We start from the raw sequence: 18,967 nt of genomic DNA on the forward strand, positions 1-18,967 counted from the left end.
TGAATTAGAGAATCTGACGAACTTCATCAAGAGTGGCGGAGCCCATGGTGCCGAGGTCCAGTTTTGAGGTGTTATCCACCGTACTCACGCCATTCACGTAAGCGTAATTAAGCGGTTGTGCCACCAATTGTGTGCTGCCATTACTGGCGGCAATTGATACAGAATATTTGCCATCAGCCACTGTCGTGCCATTCGCATCTTTGCCGTCCCAGGAGAAAGCGTGAACGCCGGACGTCAATGCGCCCAAATCGACAGTGCGAACCACAGTGCCGTTCGAATCTTTGATGGTCGCGGTGGTGGCGGTAGAGGCCGTGCTCAACTCCACACCGAAGGGTGTCGTGGTACCACTGCCAACCAGGATCTGGCTGCCATCAATCATCACACCATGCCCAATCAGCGTCGTACTCTGCAGTGACTGGCTTGTAGTGAGCTGACCAGAGATAGAACCCAATGTGGTATTCAGCTTCTCAATGCCGCTCAGGGTGTTAATTTGCGCCAGCTGAGTGGTGAGCTGGCTGTTGTCCATTGGGTTGGTGGGATCCTGGTTCTGCAACTGCGTCACCAGCATGGTCAGGAACTGGTTCTGCAAGTCCTGAGCACTGTTTCCCGTCCCTGTTGAACTGGAAGAACTCAGTACCGTTGGGTCAAGATTGGCATTAACGCCGACTGCTACGCTCATGTTCGTGCTCCGTTATTGACCCATCGTCAGGGTTTTCATCATCATTGATTTCACCGTATTCAACACTTCGACGTTGGCCTGATAACTGCGGGACGCTGACATGGTGTTAACGGTTTCTGATACGACATCGACGTTTGGCATCTTGACGTAACCCTTCTCATCCGCCATCGGATTACCGGGGTCATAAACCAATTTGGCCGGGGTAGGATCGTTCACCACGCCCGCGACCTTGACGCCACCGGTCGCCGCGCCAGGGGCGGCATCGGTCTGGAATATCACCTGTTTTGCCACATAAGGCTGGCCATCCGGCCCGGTGACGCTGTCGGCGTTGGCCAGGTTACTGGCACTGACGTTGAGGCGCTGTGATTGCGCGGTCATCGCAGAACCGGCGATATCAAAAATATTCAGCAATGCCATGGTTATTGCCCCTGCAGAACGCTCATCATGCCTTTGATTTGGCTACTGATGAGGGTGAGATCGGTTTGGTATTTCAGGCTGTTATCAGCGAACTGGGTACGTTCACGATCCATATCCACGGTGTTGCCATCCGCGGCAGGTTGATCGGGAATGCGGTACATCAGGTCCATGGATGGCTGAGAGTTGGTTTCAGCAGCGATGTGGCGTGAAGAGGTGACTTTCAGCGCAATGCTGCTCCCCTCCGCGCGACCATTTTCCATCACCTTGCTCAGCTGGCTGGCAAAGTCGATATCCCGCGCCTGGTAGCCCGGGGTATCGGCGTTGGCAATATTGGACGCCAGGATTTCCTGGCGCTGAGCACGCAGATTTAACGCTTCTGTACCAAATCGCAGCGCGGCATCGAGTTTGTCGAGCATGCTTCCTCCGCGAATGAGAATTTCGAGCTGACAGCTTAAGTGGACAAATGCAAGGGCGATCGTCTGAATAGCAGCAAAAATCACGGCTATTTTTGACATTGAATTTTTCGCGCGAAGAGTAGACTCAGGCCATCTTCTCGACAGGAGGCGTTTATGCGCAGTTCTTCATCTTTGCTGGCCACGTTGTTGTTGGCCTTCGCGCTGCCCGGCCATGCGGCGGACCTGACCGCACAGTTAACGCAGTTTTTTAAAGCGCGCGATCCGCAACATGCCGCGGGGATGACCGTGGTGGTGCGCACACCCAAAGAGCAGTGGCCGACCTGCGAGGCACCGGCGTTACAACTGCCGGGCAACAGCCGCCAGTGGGGTAATCTCAGCATTGCCGCCAGTTGCGATCAGAATCGTCGTTTCCTGCAAGTTCAGGTACAGGTGACCGGTCAGTATTTAGTTGCCAGCCGTCAGGTCGCCCGTGGCAGTACCCTCGACCCGAATGATTTCCGTCTCGAGACCGGGCGTCTGGATGAACTGCCTCCGCGAGCCCTGTTCGATAACAACAGCGTGACCGATGCGATTGCGCTGCGCGATATCCCGCCTGGACAGCCGGTGACCGCAATGATGCTGCGTCAGCCCTGGCGGGTCAAAGCAGGACAAAATGTGATGGTGGTAGCCAGCGGAAACGGGTTTAATGCCAGTAGCGAAGGACGTGCGCTGAACAACGCCAGCGCGGCACAAATGGTGCGCGTGCGCATGGGAAATGGTCAGGTTGTCAGTGGGCGCGTCGACGCGGATGGGAATATTCTGATATCGCTATAAAGCGTTAAAGAACCTTGTTGTTCTGCCGATAGAGATATCAACAAAGACATTACCCTATGCTGACTCAGTTGACTGACCCTCAGCTGACCTTACAGGAGCACGACCATGAGCATCGACAGAACGCAGCCTTTAATTCCGGTGAGCACTGTACAATCCCGCGACACCAACGATAACAACGGCAAGGTGCGCCAAAACGTGACTGCTTCAACCAACGCCAGCACCAGCGAAAGCGGTGCCGAAGTGAAGTTGAGCACGGCTCAGGCGCAGTTAATGCAGCCGGGCAGCAAAGACATCAACACTGCACGTGTTGAACAACTGAAAACCGCTATTCGTAATGGCGAACTGAAAATGGATACCGGTAAGATCGCCGACGCGCTGATCGCCGATACCAAGGCGTATTTAGAGGGTAACTAATCCCAATGGACAATCTGCTGACCACCTTAGATAAAATGCAAGACGTGCTGGCTTCACTCACTGTGGTGATGGATGAAGAGCAACAGCAACTGTCTGCCGGCCAGGTTAATGGCAACCTGTTGCAGCGCATATCAGAAGATAAAAGCGCGCTGCTGACGACGTTGAATTATCTGGACGACATGCGCCGAAATACCGAAAAATCACTCGGTACTCAGGCGCCCTATGATGGTCACAGCGATCGTGAACGCCGCTGGCAGAGCATTCAGCAGCATACCCGCCGTTTGCGCGATACCAACACTCATAACGGTATTCTGCTGCAGCATCAAATCAGCTTCACCAATGATGCGCTCTCGGTACTGAAACCGCACCAGACTCAGGCGTTTTACGGTCCCGATGGATTAGGCAAAGGTCAGTCGACGCTCAGCCGCAAAGGTTAATAAAGAAAAATCCCGCCGAGGCGGGATTTTTTTATGCCAGCGTGCGGCGGGCAAAATCTCTCGGGCGGAAGCCCAACAGACCCAGCATGACAAAGTAAGCACCACCGCCAATAGCACAGACTGCAGCCAGACGCAGTAACCGCCACCACATCTGCCCTTCTTCCCAGGCCGGCATCACATGCAGAATGCCCAGCAGCGCTGCTGCCATGACCACAACCGCAATCATCAGACGCACCAGGAAGCTAAACCAACCCGGCTGCGGCTGGAAGATATCCTGTTTACGTAATTGCCAGTACAGCAGCGCGGCATTCAAACAAGCCGCTAATCCAATCGACAACGACAATCCGGCATGTTTGAGCGGGCCGATAAACGCCAGGTTCATCACCTGCGTCATGATCAGCGTCACAATCGCAATCTTCACCGGGGTCTTAATGTCCTGACGCGAATAGAATCCGGGCGCCAGCACTTTGACCACAATCAGCCCCATCAATCCTACCGAATACGCCACCAGCGCACGCTGCGTCATGGCGGCATCGAACGCGGTGAATTTACCGTACTGGAACAGCGCCACGGTCAGTGGGCCAGAGAGGATGCCGAGGGCAACAGCGCTCGGTAGGGCCAACAGGAAGCAGAGGCGCAGGCCCCAATCCATCAGACGCGAGTACTCATCATGATTGCCGCTGGCGAAACTCTTCGCTAACGATGGCAGCAAAATCGTGCCCAGTGCGACACCCAATACGCCCGACGGGAACTCCATCAAACGGTCAGCATAGTACATCCACGACACTGAACCCGAGACGAGGAATGAGGCGAAAATGGTGTTGATGATCAGGGATATTTGGCTCACCGATACGCCAAGAATCGCCGGTCCCATTTGGCGCATGACGCGCCATACGCCGGCGTCACGCAGGTTGAGGCGCGGCAACACCAGCATGCCGATTTTCTTCAAGTGCGGCAGTTGGTAGAACAGTTGCAACACCCCACCGACCACCACAGCCCATGCCAGCGCCATCACCGGTGGATGGAAATGCGGGGCAGCAAACACCGCAAAGCCAATCATGCTGATGTTTAATAACGTCGGCGCAAATGCCGGAACCGAGAAACGATTCCAGGTGTTGAGTATCGCACCGGCCAGCGACGCCAGGGAGATCAGCAGAATATAAGGAAAGGTAACGCGTAGTAGCGAACTGGTCAGCGCGAATTTATCGGCGGTATCAGCAAATCCGGGCGCAGTGACCATAATCACCCAGGGCGCGGCAATCATGCCGAGCACCGTCACCACCGCCAGCACCAGCGTCAGCAAACCGGAAACGTAGGCCACAAATACGCGTGTGGCCTCTTCTCCCTGCTTGCTTTTGTATTCGGCAAGAATGGGCACAAACGCCTGAGAAAAGGCGCCTTCCGCAAAGATACGGCGCAGCAGATTGGGCAGTTTAAAGGCCACGAAGAAGGCATCGGTGGCCATACCGGCACCGAAAACGCGTGCCACTATGGCATCACGGGCAAAGCCCAGCACGCGGGAAAAAAGGGTCATCGAACTGACCGCAGCCAGCGATTTCAACAAATTCATTTTGAGTGGCGCATCCTGAAAAGTGTCGGATAAATGAGCAACTTAGCGCGGACATCTGCTGATGTCCGGCGATAGTCTACTGCCACGGCGGGAAATGACCAGCATTGAGTGTTACAAGGGGTTATTCCTGTTCGGCATCGCGCCACAGTTTTTCCACCAGACGCTGCGCCGCCAGCGCCTGTTCACCGCTGGTTTCAGGCATCGTCTGATTTTGTACGCACTGGATAAAATGCTGTGCCGCACCGCTGAAACCACGCTGAGCAAGATGGCTTTGCCAGGAGGCTACCGGATCGGTGCGTAAGCCGCCGAGGTTCTCCTGCTGCCAGTCACGCATCTCATTAATTTCGATGTAGTCACCGTCGCAGATGGCGCTCACCACCTCGCGCTGCGTGCCCGCGCGACGATGCATGCTGGTGGTGATTTGCAGTGCCCCCGCCGAGAAGTGATGCTCGGCATACAGCATCGCCCCCTCCTCGTTAGTTTCAATAAAGCCCTGCTCACGCGTCAGTTTGCCCCCTGCCAGCCACAGCGCTGTATCCACCACGTGCAGGTAGTCATCCAACAAAGTGAAACGCAGATCCTGTGGACCCACGCTATCCGCACGATGCTTCTCAATACGCAGTGAAGCCGCTCGCGGCATTTCCGCTTTCAACTGTTGATAGCGTGGCGCAAAGCGACGATTAAACGCCACCATCAGTTTACGTTTGCGCTTCTCTGCCAGTGCCACCAGCGCTTCCGCCTGCTGCAGGGTTTCGGCTAAAGGTTTATCCACGCAAACATCTTTGCCCGCCAGCAGCAACGCCTGCACCACTTCAAAATGACTGGCGGTACTGCTGTGCACAAAGACCGCATCACTGGCGGCTGCCAGCGCGTCCAGCTGACGGAAATATGGCATGCGGTAGCTGTCGCAAATCGGCTGGGCTTTAGCCTGATTCGGCGAAAACGCCCCTGCCAGCTGCCAGTCGGTGGCGTGCGACAACACGGGCAACCAGGCTTTTTGCGCGATGCCGCCTAATCCAACAATACCGATACGTAGCGTCATGTTATTGCTCCTTCTGCAACAGGTGCTCCAGCTGGGATTGCAGCTGAGCCACCTGTTGTTCCAACTGCGCAACTCGGCTGACCAAATCTTCACTGTCCATCTCATCCGTGCTCGCGGCGGGTGCTTCAGCCACATCGCCGCCGAACAGGTGCATATAACGGCTTTCGCGTTTACCCGGCTCACGTGCCAGACGCACCACCATCGGGCCGTCATCACGGGTGATTAAGCCGTTCAACGTTTGCTCGACCTCATTCATATCGCTGAACTCATGCAAACGTCCACTGCGGGTACGCAGCTCACCCGGCGTCTGTGCGCCGCGTAAGAACAGTAGCGTCAGCACCGCCACTTCTGCGCTGTTAAGCTGCAAATTACCGAATGCAGAGTTACAGAAGCGCTGTTCATACTTACTGACGCGTTGACCGAACCCGTTATTGGAGGTGGCAAGATGCTTTTTCACCAGCTCATCAAGCTGAGATTGCACCTCCATTTCACTCAGGTTCATCACCGGTTCACGGTTGGATTTTTGATTACAGGCGGTGACCACGCCGTTAAGGGAAAGCGGATATTGATCCGGAGTGGTGACCTGTTTCTCTAACAGGCAACCGATCACACGCAGCGCCTGCGCGGATAAAGCCATCTTCATGCGGTTTTCCTTTTATTGTCCACGACGATCCGCGGTCCACTCCTGCCACGTCAGCGCGGTCAGCACGTGATCCTGCCAGCGTCCATCAATCAGCAGGTAATCTTTGGCATAACCCTCTTTCTCGAATCCGAGACGCGCCAGCAAATCACCGCTGCGCTGATTATGCGGCATATAGTTAGCCATAATGCGGTGAATGCGTTGCTGTCGTTGCATATAGCGAATCGCTGACTGCAACGCTTCAAACATCATGCCTTGCCCCTGCCACTTCTCGCCTAATGAATAACCGAGGTAACAGGCGTGAAATGAACCGCGCAGCACGTTGCTAAAATTGGCCACCCCGCGCACTTCATGCTCTTCCGGGTCCATCAGCACAAAATAGTAGGCAGAGCCCTGTTTATGCATATCCGCGATCAGTCCAAGGCGTGCCTGCCAGCCCGAGGGATAGCAGTGGCTCTCGTCGCGCACCGGCTCCCAGGGTTTAAGAAAGACGCGGTTCTCTGCATAATAATCTGCCAATCGCCAGGCATCGCGCTCGTGAACTAAACGGACCACCAAACGATCGGTAGTCAGGCGCACGCGGGGTCCAGCAGAACGATAGCCAAACATCATGACTCCTGAAATCCATAACTTTAAGAAAGATGTACGCCTGAGGCGATACTTCTCACTATAACCGTCCCTTTCACTACGGTAAAACCCTCAAGCCCCTGCCACGCAATTCATCCTTATCCAGGATTAATTTTTCTGCGGATTCGATGAAAAAATATCATCCTGGATACGCTGTCTTTCCCGTCAGCGCAGGCGGAAAATAGACCAACTGGTCACTTTTCTCTTCTCTTGCTCAGGATTAAGCATGTCTCGGGTAGCGCGGGCACGACGCCTCGGTAAAACATTCCTCTTAGTCGATAACATGTTGGTAGTGTTAGGCTTTTTCGTGGTATTTCCACTGATTTCTATCCATTTCGTTGAGCAACTGGGCTGGGCGGCGTTAATGGTGGGTATCGCGCTGGGTTTGCGTCAATTTGTACAGCAGGGGCTAGGCATTTTCGGCGGCGCGATTGCGGACCGTTTTGGCGCACGTCCGCTGATTGTGACGGGCATGCTGATGCGCGCAGCCGGATTTGCCTGCATGGCGCTGGCGCATCAACCCTGGATGTTGTGGCTGGCCTGTTTGCTTTCCGGCCTCGGTGGCACCTTGTTTGACCCGCCCCGCAGCGCCATGGTGGTAAAACTGGTGCGCGCTCGTGAACGCGGTCGCTTCTTCTCGCTGCTGATGATGCAGGACAGCGCGGGAGCGGTGCTAGGGGCGCTGATTGGCAGTTGGTTGCTGGCGTGGGATTTCCGCCTGGTGTGCTGGGTGGGTGCAGCGGTGTTTGTCGCTGCGGCGATATTTAACGCCGTGTGGCTACCGGCGTGGCGCATCTCAACGGAACGCATTGCGATGCGCGAAGGTATGCAGCGTGTCTGGCAGGATAAACGTTTTCGCCTCTATGTGCTGACGTTGACCGGCTACTACATTCTGGCCGTGCAGGTCATGCTGATGCTGCCGGTGATGGTGAATCAGGTGGCTGGTGCGCCCGCCGCCGTGAAATGGATGTACGCCATCGAAGCCATGCTGTCGCTCAGCCTGCTCTATCCGCTGGCCCGCTGGAGCGAAAAACGCTTCCGCCTGGAAACCCGGCTTATGGCGGGTTTATTCCTGATGACCTTTAGCCTGCTGCCTGTCGGCATGACCCAATCTCTCCCTTCGCTGTTTTTGTTAATCGGCGTGTTCTACCTGGGGTCCATCATCGCCGAACCGGCACGCGAGACGCTCAGCGCATCGTTGGCCAGTTCACGCGCGCGGGGCAGTTACATGGGATTCAGTCGTTTAGGTCTGGCTATCGGCGGTCTGATTGGCTACTCCGGTGGTGGGTGGATGTTCGACATGGGCCAGCAATTGGCTCTGCCTGAACTGCCCTGGATGTTGCTGAGCAGCGTTGGCATCATCACTCTGCTGGCATTGTGGTGGCAGTTCCAGCCGCGCCCGGTGGCACCGATCATCTTCAGCAGCTAGTTTGCCCCTTCGGAGGATCTCTTCCATACTTCCCGCACGTCCGGAAAAAGGGTGACCTTTGTCACCCTTAGATTTACACAGGAGAAACGGGATGAAACTCTACATCTACGATCACTGCCCTTTCTGCGTGAAAGCACGCATGATTTTTGGCTTAAAGAACCTGCCGGTTGAATTGATCGTTATGCTCAATGACGATGAGCAGATGCCAAAAAAACTCATCGGGCAGAAGATGGCGCCCATTCTGCAAAAAGCCGATGGCAGTGCGATGCCAGAGAGTATGGACATTGTCCGATTGGTGGATAAGCAGGATCGCGAGCCGCTGCTTAATGGCAAAAACAACCCCGCCATCAGCGAATGGCTGCGCCGCGTTAACGGCTATATCAATAAGCTGCTGATTCCGCGCATCGCTGATGCCTCGTTTGCGGAATTTGCCACGCCGGAAGCGCGGAGTTACTTCCGTGAGAAAAAACAGGCCAGCGTCGGAGATTTCACTGAGCTGCGTAAACACGCGCCCGGGCTGATAAAAAACATCAGTGATGACCTGCGCCAACTCGATAAGCTCATCGTCAAACCCAATGCCGTGAATGGCGAACTGTCTGAAGACGATATCAATCTGTTTCCGCTCCTGCGTTCGCTCACCTTAGTGGCTGGCATCGAATGGCCGAGTCGCGTAGCGGATTACCGCGACAATATGGCGAAGCAAACCCAGATTAACCTGCTCTCTTCCATCGCGGCATAGCCCCGTCCGATGAGAAACGCTGCGGCGTTTCTCATCCCTCTCCTGGTGACACCTGGCCCGGTTTCAGGCAGGCTATGGCTGTTTTGCCGTATCGTTCAGGATGAGGATCTATGAAAAAGGCGATGTCTGGGCTATTAGCCCTGTTTTTAGCCGTGCTGTTGAGCGGCTGTAATCAATTGACGCAATACACCATTAGCGAACAGGAAGTGAATCAAGCGCTGCAGAAGCGCAATAACTTCGAAAAAGACATCGGCGTATCCGGGCTGGTCAATGCACACATCGTGCTCAGCGATCTCACCAGTCAGATTGGTCGTGAAGAACCCGGTAAGATTACCCTCTCCGGCAAAGCAAACATCAATGTCAGCTCGCTGTTTGGTCCACAGCAGGCTGAGATGCAGCTGAAGATGAAAGCGCAGCCGATTTTCAATGCGCAGGAAGGCGCAATTTATCTGCATGATATTGAAATTGTCGACGCGCAAGTACAACCAGAAAAGATGGCGTCCATCATGAAAACACTGACGCCTTATCTTAATGAGTCTCTCAAACGCTACTTCAATGAGAAGCCTGCCTATGTGCTAAGCGAAGACCGTAGTAAAGGGGAAGCACTGGCGAGGAAATTTGCCAAGGGTATTGAAGTGAAGCCGGGACAATTGGTGATTCCGTTTACGGATTAACCTCAACCACCGCACCTTCGGGTGCGGTTTTTGTTTCCGGCAATAAAATCCCGTGCAAACGGTTGCTCACACCCTTATGATTACTCCCCGGCCTAAACGTGCCCATTCGTTTTTTCTCAGCCGGAGCCTTTTTGAATGACAGCCCAACCCCAGCAAATCACGATTCGCCGCCCTGACGATTGGCATATCCATCTGCGCGATGGCGCGATGCTTAATGCAGTTCTGCCTTATACCAGTGCGGTCAATGGTCGTGCGATTGTCATGCCAAACCTGGTTCCACCGGTGACCAGCGTCGAGGCCGCCATTGCCTATCGCGAGCGCATTATGGCTGCGCTGCCCGCTGAACACGCTTTTACGCCACTGATGACCTGCTACCTCACCGATTCATTAGATGCGGATGAAATTGAGCGTGGCTTCCGCAACGGGACTTTTACCGCAGCGAAACTCTATCCCGCGCATGCCACCACCAACTCCAGCCACGGCGTCACCAATATTGACTCCATTGCCAGCGTGCTGGATCGTATGCAGCAGATCGGTATGCCGATGCTGGTACACGGTGAAGTCACGGATTCGCACATCGATATATTTGACCGTGAAGCACGCTTTATCGAAACCGTGCTGGAACCGCTGCGTCAGCGCTTCCCAGCCCTGAAAGTGGTGATGGAACACATCACCACTAAAGAAGCGGCAGAATATCTGGCTGCGGGCAACGACCTGCTGGGTGCCACCATTACACCACAGCATTTGATGTTTAACCGTAACCACATGCTGGTGGGCGGTGTTCGCCCTCATCTCTATTGCCTGCCGATCCTGAAACGCAATATTCATCAGGAAGCGCTGCGCGCCCTGGTGGCGAGTGGCAATCGTCGCGTGTTCCTCGGCACGGACACGGCACCGCATCTGCGTCATCTGAAAGAAGCCAGCTGCGGCTGTGCCGGCGTGTTTAACGCACCGACCTCGCTGCCTGCCTATGCCACGGTATTCGAAGAGTTGAATGCGCTGGAACATTTTGAAGCGTTCTGTTCAGAAAACGGCCCGAACTTCTATGGCCTGCCACTGAATGAAGGCACGCTGACGCTGGTCCGCGAGTCATGGACAGTGCAGGACACCATCAATGTGACCGATGACACACTGGTGCCGTTCCTTGCAGGTGAGACGCTGAACTGGCGCATCAAAGAATAATAATGCATGGCTTGCCTTTGGGATAATTTTACTGTACAAATAACCAGTATATTATCCCGGAGGCTTTTATGCGTGTTGAAATTACCGTAGCGAAAACTCAGCCCCTTCCCGCAGGTGCACTGGATGCACTCAGTGCCGAACTCACCCGTCGTATTTCCCGTGATTTTCCCGAAGATAATCACCATGTCAAAGTCCGTTATGCGGGCGGCAATCAATTGAGCGTATTTGGTGGCTGTAAAGCGTCACGCGAACGCATTAGCGATATTTTACAAGAAACGTGGGAAAGCGCAGACGACTGGTTTATTACTGATTAACTGCCACTGTGCCGTTTTTGCCGGGTTTCGCCACCCGGTTTTTTTGTTTTAATTTCCCTCTCGCCAGATAAAGTCGCTGCATCTAGACTCATGTTTAACGATCCCCTATCCTTGCCTCGTCATGCTTACGGGAGGTGTTTTACATGACTACTGAAAAACCAGAAGAGGCGATGACCTTCGGTGAATTGCTGGCATTAATTGCTGAACAGCAGCGACGTTTAACGGTGCTGGAAAATGCCTTTGCCAGTTTGACGTTCTGCCTCGACGATCGCGCCAGTCAGTTACTGGTGCATAATCTGTCGCTCGAAGCGCAAAATCAGAACCACGACGCACAGTTACAGCAGCACTTTACTCGGTTGGCTGAAGAGATTCAGCGGCGTAATGGCCAGCTGCCTCCAGAAGCGCAGGCCTGAAACTGGCCTTTTTTTACTTGTCGCTGCAGCGTAAAGTTTTCCCCTAACGCCGCCGATAACTAAGGTGTAGCCACTGTCACGATTATCGAATAAAGGCCCGAAGCTGCGGGCACTTTATTATTCGACAAAAGTCGCATTCTGAACGCATTTATTATCGTTCTCTTTTTAATCGCCACACGTTTTAACTATTGTACCGCCTGTTTCATGTTATAATTGTTCCGCTAGTGCAAGAAAAGCCGCATTGAACCTCAAGAAGCACTTCGTTTAACGAGTAATAAGGAGGTTATAATGGACAGAAATAAAGACGTCATTCAGACTCATCCGCTGGTTGGATGGGACATCAGTACCGTAGACAGTTATGACGCCATGATGATCCGCCTGCACTCGCTATCATCGCAGGATCAGAAAGAAGAAGAAGCTGACGTGGGACCCACCTACTGGCTGACTACCGACGTAGCCAGACAGTTCATCTCGATACTCGAAGCTGGCATTGCAAAGATTGAGTCCACAGAGCAATACCTACGCGATAATCAAAAGCACTAATTTCTTACTTCGCGTGAAAGGGCACCCAATAGGGTGCCTTTTTCATGGACACGATTTTTTTGCTATGCTGTTGAAAAATTTCGTCGTTTGGCAGGAGTGATGTGGTTATGGTTTATGATCTGATTGTGGTGGGCAGCGGATCGGTGGGAGCCGCCGCCGGTTTTTACGCAACCCAGGCAGGCTTATCGGTATTGATGATTGATAGTGCCCATCCTCCGCACTGCCAGGGCACACACCACGGTGAAACACGCCTGATCCGCCATGCCTATGGCGAAGGTGAACGCTATGTCCCGCTGGTGCTGCGCGCACAAACCTTGTGGGATGAGCTGGAACGTCAGAGCGGTGAACGCATTATGCATCGAAGCGGCATCCTCAATCTGGCCCCCCTCACTTCCTCATTTATCCAAAATGTCATCGACAGCGCCAAAACCTATCAACTGGAAGTAAAAATCCTGCAGGCAGACGAAGTGCGCAAGCGCTGGCCGCAGATCTCTGTGCCCGACGGCTACGTTGGGGTATTCGAACCTCACTCCGGCTTCCTGAAATGTGAGCAGGCGGTTCGTAGCTGGATACAGCTGGCTGAACAGGCGGGCTGCGCGCAACTGTTTAATTGCCCGGTGAGTGAGATCGCACGCGATGGTGACTTGCAGCAAGTCACTACCCGCGACGGCGTGTTTCGCGCGCGTAAATTATTGGTCAGTGCCGGAACCTGGGTGAGTGAGCTCGTAAAAGATTTGCCAGTACAACCGGTGCGTAAAGTCTTTGCCTGGTATCAGGCAGATGGACGTTATAGCGAGAACAACCAATTTCCTGGCTTCACGGTGGAGATGCCTGATGGCAGTCACTTTTATGGCTTCCCTGCCGACAACAATGCATTAAAAGTGGGACGTCACGATGGCGGGCAGCTGATGCAGAAACCCGAAGATCGTAAACCTTTCGGCAGTATCGCTGCAGACGGCAGTGAAGCCTTCAGTTTCCTGCGTCAGTTCTTACCGGGGGTTGGCGTTTGCTTACACGGTGAGGCCTGCAGTTATGACAACACACCTGACGAAGACTTTATTGTAGATACCCTTCCAGGCGAGCCAAATCGATTAATTATTACCGGCTTGAGTGGACACGGATTTAAATTTGCCAGCGTATTAGGTGAACTTGCCAGTGAATTTGCCCAGGATAAGCCCTTCTCCTTTGACCTGAAGCCGTTTTCACTTTCGCGCTTTGCTTAACGTTGTCTCGCTGGCGCCTCAGGCGCCAGCCTTATATTGACGCAAACTTACATTAATAGTTCTTTCCTGACATTTAAGCGTTAAGATTGCCGCATTAGGTGTAGCAATATTCAATTCAATTTTATTTCCCCGCCACCTATACAACCATCTTCAATATTTCTGACGCAGACATCGATATAAACGCACAATTTCCGAATGTCTTTTTAAATTTTATAGAAAGGTAAGCTTAATTGCTTTCATATTTCAAAGTATGGATGCTTATTACCACCTATTTCCAGATATGGATTCACTTTTATGTGGCGTAACTCCAGACAACATTTCGGGCTAATGACCATTATGTTGCATTGGCTAATGGCGCTGGTCATTTACGGCATGTTTGCGCTGGGTCTGTGGATGGTCGGATTGGGATATTACGATGGCTGGTATCACAGCGCCCCGGAAATCCACAAAGGCATTGGCATGCTACTATTTGCCACATTACTGCTGCGCCTTGGCTGGCGTGTTATTTCTCCCCCACCCGCACTCTTACCACACTATTCTCCCTTAATTCGCCGCTCCGCCAGCCTGGCTCACGGGCTGTTGTATGGCTTGTTGTTGCTGCTACTGGTAAGCGGCTACCTGATATCGACCGCCGATGGCAAAGCTATCTCGGTGTTCGGATGGTTCGAAGTGCCCGCCCTGTTAAGTGGAGCAGGTGAACAGGCTGATTTGGCTGGCGATCTGCATTTGTGGCTGGCCTGGGGATTAATACTGTTTTCCGCGCTGCATGGGCTGGCGGCATTAAAACACCATTTTATTGATCGAGACGTCACATTGAAAAGGATGCTGGGTTACCGCATCCCGTTAACCTCTGAAAAGGAGAAGTAAAATGCTCAAGAAGACGCTACTGACACTGAGTGCCGCTAGCCTGTTAGGCACCAGTTTGCTGGCCAGCGCAGCAGACTATAAATTTGATAAAGAAGGCCAGCACGCCTTTGTTCAGTTCCGCATTCAGCACCTGGGTTACAGCTGGCTATACGGGACGTTCAAAGATTTTGACGGCACTTTTACTTTTGACGAAGCCAACCCAGCGGCCGATAAGGTTAACGTGACCCTGAACACCGCCAGCCTCGATACTAACCATGCCGAACGTGACAAGCATATTCGCAGCGCGGATTTCCTTAACACCGCCAAATTCCCACAAGCCACCTTTGCCTCAACCGCAGTGAAAAAAGAGGGCAAAGAGTACAAGATCACGGGTGACCTGACGCTCAACGGCGTGACAAAGCCGATCACGCTGGACGCCCGACTGCTGGGCGAAGCCAAGGATCCCTGGGGCGGCTATCGTGCCGGATTTGAAGCTAACGGTGAGATCGTGCTGAAGGATTTTAATATCACTAAAGATCTTGGACCGGCATCGCAGAAAGCTGAGCTGATTATCTCAGTGGAAGGCGTGCGGCAGTAAGGCAGAACCAGCCTGAGGTCATGCGGCCTCAGGCTGGATGCAGTTTACTTCTTCTCTGGCGCGGGGATCGCCATCGTCATGTTGAGTAAACCGCGTGACTTATTGAACACCTTATTACCGTTTTCACGGCCTGCGCGGCGTGAACGCTGCTCTTCCGGTGTTAATGTCGCCTCTTCCATGCACAGCGGGCTGCAGCAGTTGTGGTATTTCTCCGCACAGCTCGGGCACTGAATGAACAGCAGATGGCATCCGTCATTGACGCAGTTAGTGTGACTATCGCACGGCACGCCGCACTGGTGGCAACTCGAGAGAATATCGTCAGAAATACGTTCGCCCATACGTTCATCAAACACAAAGTTTTTACCTTTGAAACGGACAGGCAAACCTTGCTCACGCGCACGGCGGGTATATTCAATGATGCCGCCTTCAATGTGGTAAACATCATTGAAGCCTTTGTGTTTCATCCACGCACTGGCTTTTTCGCAGCGGATCCCGCCGGTGCAGTACATGACAATCTTTTTGTCTTTATGCTCCTGCAGCATATCCACGGCCATCGGCAGCTGATCGCGGAAGGTGTCGGCCGGGACTTCCATCGCCTGATCGAAATGGCCCACTTCGAATTCGTAGTGATTACGCATGTCGACAAACACCGCATCGGGATCATCCAGCATCGCATTGACGTCTGCGGCTTTTAAATAGGCACCGACATCGCTGGCATCAAAGCTTTCATCTTCAATGCCATCGGCCACAATGCGCTCACGAACTTTCAGGCGCAGTACCCAGAAAGATTTGCCATCATCGTCCAGCGCAATGTTCATTCGCAGGTTATTTAACGCCGGGTCAAACGCATACAGTGCAGTTTTCATGGCTTCGTACTGGCTGGCAGGAACGCTGATTTGCGCGTTGATCCCCTCTTTTGCCACGTAGACGCGTCCAAAGACCTTGAGCTTTGTTAGCGCAATGTAGAGGGCATCACGGAAGACTTTCGGGTCGGCAATCTGGAAGTACTTGTAAAAAGAGACTGTGGTACGCGGCTCGTTTTCAGCCAGCATACGTTCTTTCAGCTCTTTATTGGAAACAAGGTTATGTAACACTGGCATGGTGTTCGATCCTGTTAGCAATCAGAGAAATTTAGCGCGCACATGATACCTGAATTCCGCTCGATGCAAAGCCCCTGGTCAGATAATCCTGAATGGCGTGATTACCGACGCAATTCTCCGCCGCAGTGGTAGATTAATGCGCAATCTGACTGCCTTACACCCGCCTGCAGGCTATGCTTGATTTCAGTCAGCACGAAAAAATGGCATAATCACGACAAATAACAGAAACCGGACTCTCTGGCACAAGACGCAGGATACTGACATTTCCATGACTCAACTTCCCCAATTTTCCCGTGAACTTCTTCACCCGCGTTACTGGCTGACCTGGATAGGTATCGGCTTTCTTTATCTGCTGGTGTTACTTCCTTACCCGGTGCTGCATACGATTGGCTGTGGCCTGGGCCGCATTGCCATGCGCTTCTTAAAACGTCGTGTGGAAGTCGCGCAACGTAACCTGGAACTCTGTTTTCCGGATATGCCTACCAGCGAACGTGAAGCCATGGTGAAGCACAACTTTGAATCGGTTGGCATGGGGCTGATTGAAACCGGTATGGCGTGGTTCTGGCCTGACTGGCGTATTCAAAAATGGGTGGCCACTTCCGGGCTCGAACATGTCAGCCATGCGCTTGCGGAAAAACGCGGCATTTTATTGATTGGCATGCATTTCCTGACTCTGGAGCTGGGTGCTCGCGTGTTTGGCATGCACAATCCAGGCATTGGCGTTTACCGGCCGAATGACAATAAGCTCATCGACTGGCTGCAAACCTGGGGACGCATGCGCTCAAATAAGAGCATGCTGGATCGCAAAGATCTCAAAGGCATGATTCGCGCCATGAAGAACAACGACATCATCTGGTACGCGCCTGATCATGATTATGGCCCGCGCAGTAGCGTGTTTGCCCCGTTCTTTGCCGTGCAGGATGCGGCAACCACCACGGGCACGCATATGTTGATTCGATTGGGCAATCCCAGCGTGATCCCGTTTCTCGCCCGCCGCCTGCCCAACGGACGCGGTTATGAGCTTAAAATGATGCCTGACATTCGCCATAAGTTCTCGCTCGAGAATGAACTCGATACCGCTATCGTGATGAATAAAGTGGTTGAAGAAACCGTTCTGTTGGCACCAGAGCAGTACATGTGGTTGCACCGCCGTTTTAAAACCCGCCCTGAAGGTCAACCATCGCTGTATTAATGTGATGTGGAGCACAGTCTGTGCTCCACGCTTTCCTGAAGAAATTTGCGTTATTTCACGACGATAGTCTGTCAATTTTAGTCAAACCGGACCAGTCTGAATTCAGGCTGATGGCATTGTTCGGTCCAGCTTTAACTTAATCCATGGAGCAGAATAACCTGTAGAAATGCAGAATATTCATCTTTGTTAACGAAATGTAAACACTAAAATGCGCATCTCTTTGAATTCTCATCCAGCAGCATCAAAAAGCTTCATCAATTGAAACAGGTGGTCACGGATCTAATTTTCACGCATTCCAGGCCTATTCCTATTTAATATTGCTGAATGCTTTTGCTCCGCTTATCAATCCAGTAAAATTAACTTACATAACAAGGTATTGTCTTAGTCCACCCCCTTTATATTCTGTTTCTACAAAAGAAGAGCTATGCTTATTCCTTTCTGGAATTTGTTAGCGAAATCGATTCCAGTTAATTTCAACCGTGACAGTTAGCCAAATAACTGCCCTTCTAAAAATATAAAAAGATTACACACAGCAAATATATCGCAGGAACCTATAATATGAATAAAGGCATCTATTACTACGTGACAATCAGTACCGATCAAGAGGGCTACCACCTCTTGCATCGGAAAGAGTGTAAACGTCTACCCGTTAAGGAGGATATGGTTTTTATCGGTACGCTCTATAATTTAAATCAGGCTTTATCAACCGCTCGTATTAATTTTAAAAAGGTGAAACCCTGTATTAAATGCTGCATTCGTTACTCTGCTCCTATTATTCGCGAGTCAGTACGTCCTGTACTGCATTTCCCGCAAAAGATGATCTAAGCGGTTTGGGCGGTTGAATTGCATTCATCCGCCCGCCGTTATTCTATGCCTGCCCTGCACACTTCCATTTTTCGTCTATTCTTCTGTGAAATCCCTTTCAACAGACATGGAGTTCATTATGAGCTTGTACAGCACGCTTGAAGAAGCTATCGACGCCGCACGCGAGGAGTTTCTCGCCAGCCAGACGGATGTGCACGAGGACGATGCCAGCGTGAGCCAGTTCTCGCTACAAAAGTATGTGATGCAGGATGGTGACATCATGTGGCAGGCAGAATTCTTTGACGGTGAAGATGAGCAAGGTGAATGCCTGCCGATCTGCAGCGGCGAAGCAGCCCAGGCGATATTTGACGGCGATTTCGACGAGGTGGAACTGCGTCAGGAGTGGCAGTCGGAAAACACCCTGCACGAGTGGGATGAAGGGGAATTCCAGCTGGAGCCACCACGCGATCTCGAAGAGGGTGAAGCTGCGGCAGAGGAATGGGAAGATGACGATAGCCCATCGGATAAATGGGCGTAAGCGTTACTCGTAAGGGCCGTGGCTGGCATCGACGGGCAGTAACAGCGTATCCATCACCAGCGAGAGTGGCAGATCAAGGATGGTCAGCACGCGCCATGGCCCGTCACGCACATCCCATTGCACACCGGGATAATACTGGCTGCCATGTCCCTGTCCCGGGACGGTTCGGCTGATAATACTGCCGCAGCCGCTCAACACGAGTGTGGTGGCACACAATAAGGTTAATTTAAGGAAATAATTCACAACATTTACTCACAATGAACTGGCGTTAGTTTAACCGGGTCACGGGTGGAATAACTACACCTGTGCGCGTAAAG

General features: G+C 52.6%; 25 protein-coding genes. 16 read left to right on the forward strand and 9 right to left on the reverse strand.

Features of this window, described 5'->3' with window-relative positions:
- Positions 1-4 precede the first annotated feature (4 nt).
- The 3 genes from flgD to flgB are packed head-to-tail and all read right to left on the reverse strand — an operon-like array spanning position 5 to position 1,512.
- Positions 5-679, reverse strand: coding sequence for a flagellar hook assembly protein FlgD (flgD, locus tag QMZ65_RS11535; RefSeq protein ID WP_034830672.1), 675 nt, complete (start codon positions 677-679; stop codon positions 5-7).
- Between the two features lie 12 nt (positions 680-691).
- The gene (flgC, locus tag QMZ65_RS11540; protein ID WP_034830669.1) at positions 692-1,096 is read right to left on the reverse strand and encodes a flagellar basal body rod protein FlgC; all 405 of its coding nucleotides are present in this window, start codon (positions 1,094-1,096) and stop codon (positions 692-694) included.
- Positions 1,097-1,098: 2 nt separating this feature from the next.
- Positions 1,099-1,512, reverse strand: a complete 414-nt coding sequence (gene flgB / locus QMZ65_RS11545; protein WP_283216006.1) for a flagellar basal body rod protein FlgB — start codon at positions 1,510-1,512, stop codon at positions 1,099-1,101.
- A 153-nt stretch (positions 1,513-1,665) separates the two neighbouring features.
- Here flgB and flgA point away from each other — a divergent pair, with 153 nt between their 5' ends.
- The 3 genes from flgA (at position 1,666) to flgN (ending at position 3,176) form a co-directional block, all read left to right on the forward strand.
- Positions 1,666-2,325, forward strand: coding sequence for a flagellar basal body P-ring formation chaperone FlgA (gene flgA / locus QMZ65_RS11550; protein ID WP_283216007.1), 660 nt, complete (start codon positions 1,666-1,668; stop codon positions 2,323-2,325).
- Positions 2,326-2,430: 105 nt separating this feature from the next.
- Positions 2,431-2,739, forward strand: a complete 309-nt coding sequence (gene flgM / locus QMZ65_RS11555; RefSeq protein ID WP_034830662.1) for a flagellar biosynthesis anti-sigma factor FlgM — start codon at positions 2,431-2,433, stop codon at positions 2,737-2,739.
- A 5-nt stretch (positions 2,740-2,744) separates the two neighbouring features.
- Complete coding sequence (gene flgN, locus QMZ65_RS11560; protein ID WP_058959595.1) at positions 2,745-3,176, forward strand: flagellar export chaperone FlgN; 432 nt, start codon at positions 2,745-2,747, stop codon at positions 3,174-3,176.
- 31 nt (positions 3,177-3,207) lie between these two features.
- Here flgN and murJ read toward each other — a convergent pair whose 3' ends face one another.
- The 4 genes from murJ to rimJ all read right to left on the reverse strand — a co-directional run bounded on the left by murJ (position 3,208) and on the right by rimJ (position 7,037).
- The gene (gene murJ / locus QMZ65_RS11565) at positions 3,208-4,746 is read right to left on the reverse strand and encodes a murein biosynthesis integral membrane protein MurJ (RefSeq protein ID WP_097119606.1); all 1,539 of its coding nucleotides are present in this window, start codon (positions 4,744-4,746) and stop codon (positions 3,208-3,210) included.
- A 121-nt stretch (positions 4,747-4,867) separates the two neighbouring features.
- Positions 4,868-5,788 (reverse strand): Gfo/Idh/MocA family protein, encoded by a 921-nt coding sequence (locus tag QMZ65_RS11570; RefSeq protein WP_283216008.1) that lies wholly within the window; start codon positions 5,786-5,788, stop codon positions 4,868-4,870.
- Position 5,789: 1 nt separating this feature from the next.
- Positions 5,790-6,431 (reverse strand): DUF480 domain-containing protein, encoded by a 642-nt coding sequence (locus tag QMZ65_RS11575; protein WP_034820121.1) that lies wholly within the window; start codon positions 6,429-6,431, stop codon positions 5,790-5,792.
- A 12-nt stretch (positions 6,432-6,443) separates the two neighbouring features.
- Positions 6,444-7,037 (reverse strand): ribosomal protein S5-alanine N-acetyltransferase, encoded by a 594-nt coding sequence (rimJ, locus tag QMZ65_RS11580; RefSeq protein WP_034820126.1) that lies wholly within the window; start codon positions 7,035-7,037, stop codon positions 6,444-6,446.
- A gap of 244 nt (positions 7,038-7,281) precedes the next feature.
- Here rimJ and mdtH point away from each other — a divergent pair, with 244 nt between their 5' ends.
- From mdtH to QMZ65_RS11630, 10 genes are all read left to right on the forward strand, one after another.
- On the forward strand, positions 7,282-8,484 hold the full coding sequence (mdtH, locus tag QMZ65_RS11585) for a multidrug efflux MFS transporter MdtH (protein WP_034820128.1): 1,203 nt from the start codon (positions 7,282-7,284) through the stop codon (positions 8,482-8,484).
- A gap of 91 nt (positions 8,485-8,575) precedes the next feature.
- Positions 8,576-9,223, forward strand: coding sequence for a glutaredoxin 2 (grxB, locus tag QMZ65_RS11590; protein ID WP_058959598.1), 648 nt, complete (start codon positions 8,576-8,578; stop codon positions 9,221-9,223).
- 110 nt (positions 9,224-9,333) lie between these two features.
- Positions 9,334-9,897, forward strand: coding sequence for a lipoprotein (locus tag QMZ65_RS11595; RefSeq protein WP_283216009.1), 564 nt, complete (start codon positions 9,334-9,336; stop codon positions 9,895-9,897).
- A 135-nt stretch (positions 9,898-10,032) separates the two neighbouring features.
- Positions 10,033-11,079 carry a dihydroorotase gene (gene pyrC, locus QMZ65_RS11600; protein WP_283216010.1) on the forward strand — a complete coding sequence of 349 codons (1,047 nt, stop codon included), beginning with the start codon at positions 10,033-10,035 and terminating at the stop codon, positions 11,077-11,079.
- 68 nt (positions 11,080-11,147) lie between these two features.
- Positions 11,148-11,393: a DNA damage-inducible protein I gene (gene dinI / locus QMZ65_RS11605; protein ID WP_097119603.1), complete on the forward strand. Its 246-nt coding sequence runs from the start codon at positions 11,148-11,150 to the stop codon at positions 11,391-11,393.
- Positions 11,394-11,536: 143 nt separating this feature from the next.
- On the forward strand, positions 11,537-11,806 hold the full coding sequence (locus tag QMZ65_RS11610) for a hypothetical protein (protein WP_034820140.1): 270 nt from the start codon (positions 11,537-11,539) through the stop codon (positions 11,804-11,806).
- A 288-nt stretch (positions 11,807-12,094) separates the two neighbouring features.
- Positions 12,095-12,349 (forward strand): biofilm formation regulator BssS, encoded by a 255-nt coding sequence (bssS, locus tag QMZ65_RS11615; RefSeq protein WP_013508627.1) that lies wholly within the window; start codon positions 12,095-12,097, stop codon positions 12,347-12,349.
- A 107-nt stretch (positions 12,350-12,456) separates the two neighbouring features.
- Positions 12,457-13,572 carry an N-methyl-L-tryptophan oxidase gene (gene solA / locus QMZ65_RS11620; protein ID WP_283216011.1) on the forward strand — a complete coding sequence of 372 codons (1,116 nt, stop codon included), beginning with the start codon at positions 12,457-12,459 and terminating at the stop codon, positions 13,570-13,572.
- 294 nt (positions 13,573-13,866) lie between these two features.
- Positions 13,867-14,439 carry a cytochrome b gene (locus QMZ65_RS11625; RefSeq protein ID WP_283216012.1) on the forward strand — a complete coding sequence of 191 codons (573 nt, stop codon included), beginning with the start codon at positions 13,867-13,869 and terminating at the stop codon, positions 14,437-14,439.
- Position 14,440: 1 nt separating this feature from the next.
- Positions 14,441-15,016: a YceI family protein gene (locus QMZ65_RS11630; protein WP_283216013.1), complete on the forward strand. Its 576-nt coding sequence runs from the start codon at positions 14,441-14,443 to the stop codon at positions 15,014-15,016.
- Positions 15,017-15,060: 44 nt separating this feature from the next.
- Here QMZ65_RS11630 and trhO read toward each other — a convergent pair whose 3' ends face one another.
- Positions 15,061-16,116, reverse strand: coding sequence for an oxygen-dependent tRNA uridine(34) hydroxylase TrhO (gene trhO, locus QMZ65_RS11635; protein WP_058959603.1), 1,056 nt, complete (start codon positions 16,114-16,116; stop codon positions 15,061-15,063).
- Positions 16,117-16,384: 268 nt separating this feature from the next.
- On the opposite strand from trhO, the gene QMZ65_RS11640 reads away from it, so the two are divergent.
- The 3 genes from QMZ65_RS11640 (at position 16,385) to QMZ65_RS11650 (ending at position 18,650) form a co-directional block, all read left to right on the forward strand.
- Positions 16,385-17,308, forward strand: coding sequence for a Kdo(2)-lipid IV(A) acyltransferase (locus tag QMZ65_RS11640; protein ID WP_034820169.1), 924 nt, complete (start codon positions 16,385-16,387; stop codon positions 17,306-17,308).
- A 558-nt stretch (positions 17,309-17,866) separates the two neighbouring features.
- The gene (locus QMZ65_RS11645; protein ID WP_034820172.1) at positions 17,867-18,133 is read left to right on the forward strand and encodes a hypothetical protein; all 267 of its coding nucleotides are present in this window, start codon (positions 17,867-17,869) and stop codon (positions 18,131-18,133) included.
- 118 nt (positions 18,134-18,251) lie between these two features.
- Positions 18,252-18,650: a MysB family protein gene (locus QMZ65_RS11650; protein WP_034820175.1), complete on the forward strand. Its 399-nt coding sequence runs from the start codon at positions 18,252-18,254 to the stop codon at positions 18,648-18,650.
- 3 nt (positions 18,651-18,653) lie between these two features.
- Here the strand turns inward: QMZ65_RS11650 and QMZ65_RS11655 are convergent, their stop codons facing one another.
- Positions 18,654-18,893, reverse strand: a complete 240-nt coding sequence (locus tag QMZ65_RS11655; protein WP_211727775.1) for a YceK/YidQ family lipoprotein — start codon at positions 18,891-18,893, stop codon at positions 18,654-18,656.
- Between the last annotated feature and the right edge of the window lie 74 nt (positions 18,894-18,967).

Origin of the sequence: Pantoea sp. EABMAA-21 (genome assembly GCF_030053335.1) — a bacterium.
Taxonomy (GTDB): Bacteria; Pseudomonadota; Gammaproteobacteria; order Enterobacterales; family Enterobacteriaceae; genus Pantoea; species Pantoea communis.

Bases quoted from the DNA above. Each gene is read 5' to 3' on its own strand.
- flgD (WP_034830672.1), bottom strand. From the start codon at position 679: ATGAGCGTAGCAGTCGGCGTTAATGCCAATCTTGACCCAACGGTACTG.
- flgC (WP_034830669.1), bottom strand. From the start codon at position 1,096: ATGGCATTGCTGAATATTTTTGATATCGCCGGTTCTGCGATGACCGCG.
- flgB (WP_283216006.1), bottom strand. From the start codon at position 1,512: ATGCTCGACAAACTCGATGCCGCGCTGCGATTTGGTACAGAAGCGTTA.
- flgA (WP_283216007.1), top strand. From the start codon at position 1,666: ATGCGCAGTTCTTCATCTTTGCTGGCCACGTTGTTGTTGGCCTTCGCG.
- flgM (WP_034830662.1), top strand. From the start codon at position 2,431: ATGAGCATCGACAGAACGCAGCCTTTAATTCCGGTGAGCACTGTACAA.
- flgN (WP_058959595.1), top strand. From the start codon at position 2,745: ATGGACAATCTGCTGACCACCTTAGATAAAATGCAAGACGTGCTGGCT.
- murJ (WP_097119606.1), bottom strand. From the start codon at position 4,746: ATGAATTTGTTGAAATCGCTGGCTGCGGTCAGTTCGATGACCCTTTTT.
- QMZ65_RS11570 (WP_283216008.1), bottom strand. From the start codon at position 5,788: ATGACGCTACGTATCGGTATTGTTGGATTAGGCGGCATCGCGCAAAAA.
- QMZ65_RS11575 (WP_034820121.1), bottom strand. From the start codon at position 6,431: ATGAAGATGGCTTTATCCGCGCAGGCGCTGCGTGTGATCGGTTGCCTG.
- rimJ (WP_034820126.1), bottom strand. From the start codon at position 7,037: ATGTTTGGCTATCGTTCTGCTGGACCCCGCGTGCGCCTGACTACCGAT.
- mdtH (WP_034820128.1), top strand. From the start codon at position 7,282: ATGTCTCGGGTAGCGCGGGCACGACGCCTCGGTAAAACATTCCTCTTA.
- grxB (WP_058959598.1), top strand. From the start codon at position 8,576: ATGAAACTCTACATCTACGATCACTGCCCTTTCTGCGTGAAAGCACGC.
- QMZ65_RS11595 (WP_283216009.1), top strand. From the start codon at position 9,334: ATGAAAAAGGCGATGTCTGGGCTATTAGCCCTGTTTTTAGCCGTGCTG.
- pyrC (WP_283216010.1), top strand. From the start codon at position 10,033: ATGACAGCCCAACCCCAGCAAATCACGATTCGCCGCCCTGACGATTGG.
- dinI (WP_097119603.1), top strand. From the start codon at position 11,148: ATGCGTGTTGAAATTACCGTAGCGAAAACTCAGCCCCTTCCCGCAGGT.
- QMZ65_RS11610 (WP_034820140.1), top strand. From the start codon at position 11,537: ATGACTACTGAAAAACCAGAAGAGGCGATGACCTTCGGTGAATTGCTG.
- bssS (WP_013508627.1), top strand. From the start codon at position 12,095: ATGGACAGAAATAAAGACGTCATTCAGACTCATCCGCTGGTTGGATGG.
- solA (WP_283216011.1), top strand. From the start codon at position 12,457: ATGGTTTATGATCTGATTGTGGTGGGCAGCGGATCGGTGGGAGCCGCC.
- QMZ65_RS11625 (WP_283216012.1), top strand. From the start codon at position 13,867: ATGTGGCGTAACTCCAGACAACATTTCGGGCTAATGACCATTATGTTG.
- QMZ65_RS11630 (WP_283216013.1), top strand. From the start codon at position 14,441: ATGCTCAAGAAGACGCTACTGACACTGAGTGCCGCTAGCCTGTTAGGC.
- trhO (WP_058959603.1), bottom strand. From the start codon at position 16,116: ATGCCAGTGTTACATAACCTTGTTTCCAATAAAGAGCTGAAAGAACGT.
- QMZ65_RS11640 (WP_034820169.1), top strand. From the start codon at position 16,385: ATGACTCAACTTCCCCAATTTTCCCGTGAACTTCTTCACCCGCGTTAC.
- QMZ65_RS11645 (WP_034820172.1), top strand. From the start codon at position 17,867: ATGAATAAAGGCATCTATTACTACGTGACAATCAGTACCGATCAAGAG.
- QMZ65_RS11650 (WP_034820175.1), top strand. From the start codon at position 18,252: ATGAGCTTGTACAGCACGCTTGAAGAAGCTATCGACGCCGCACGCGAG.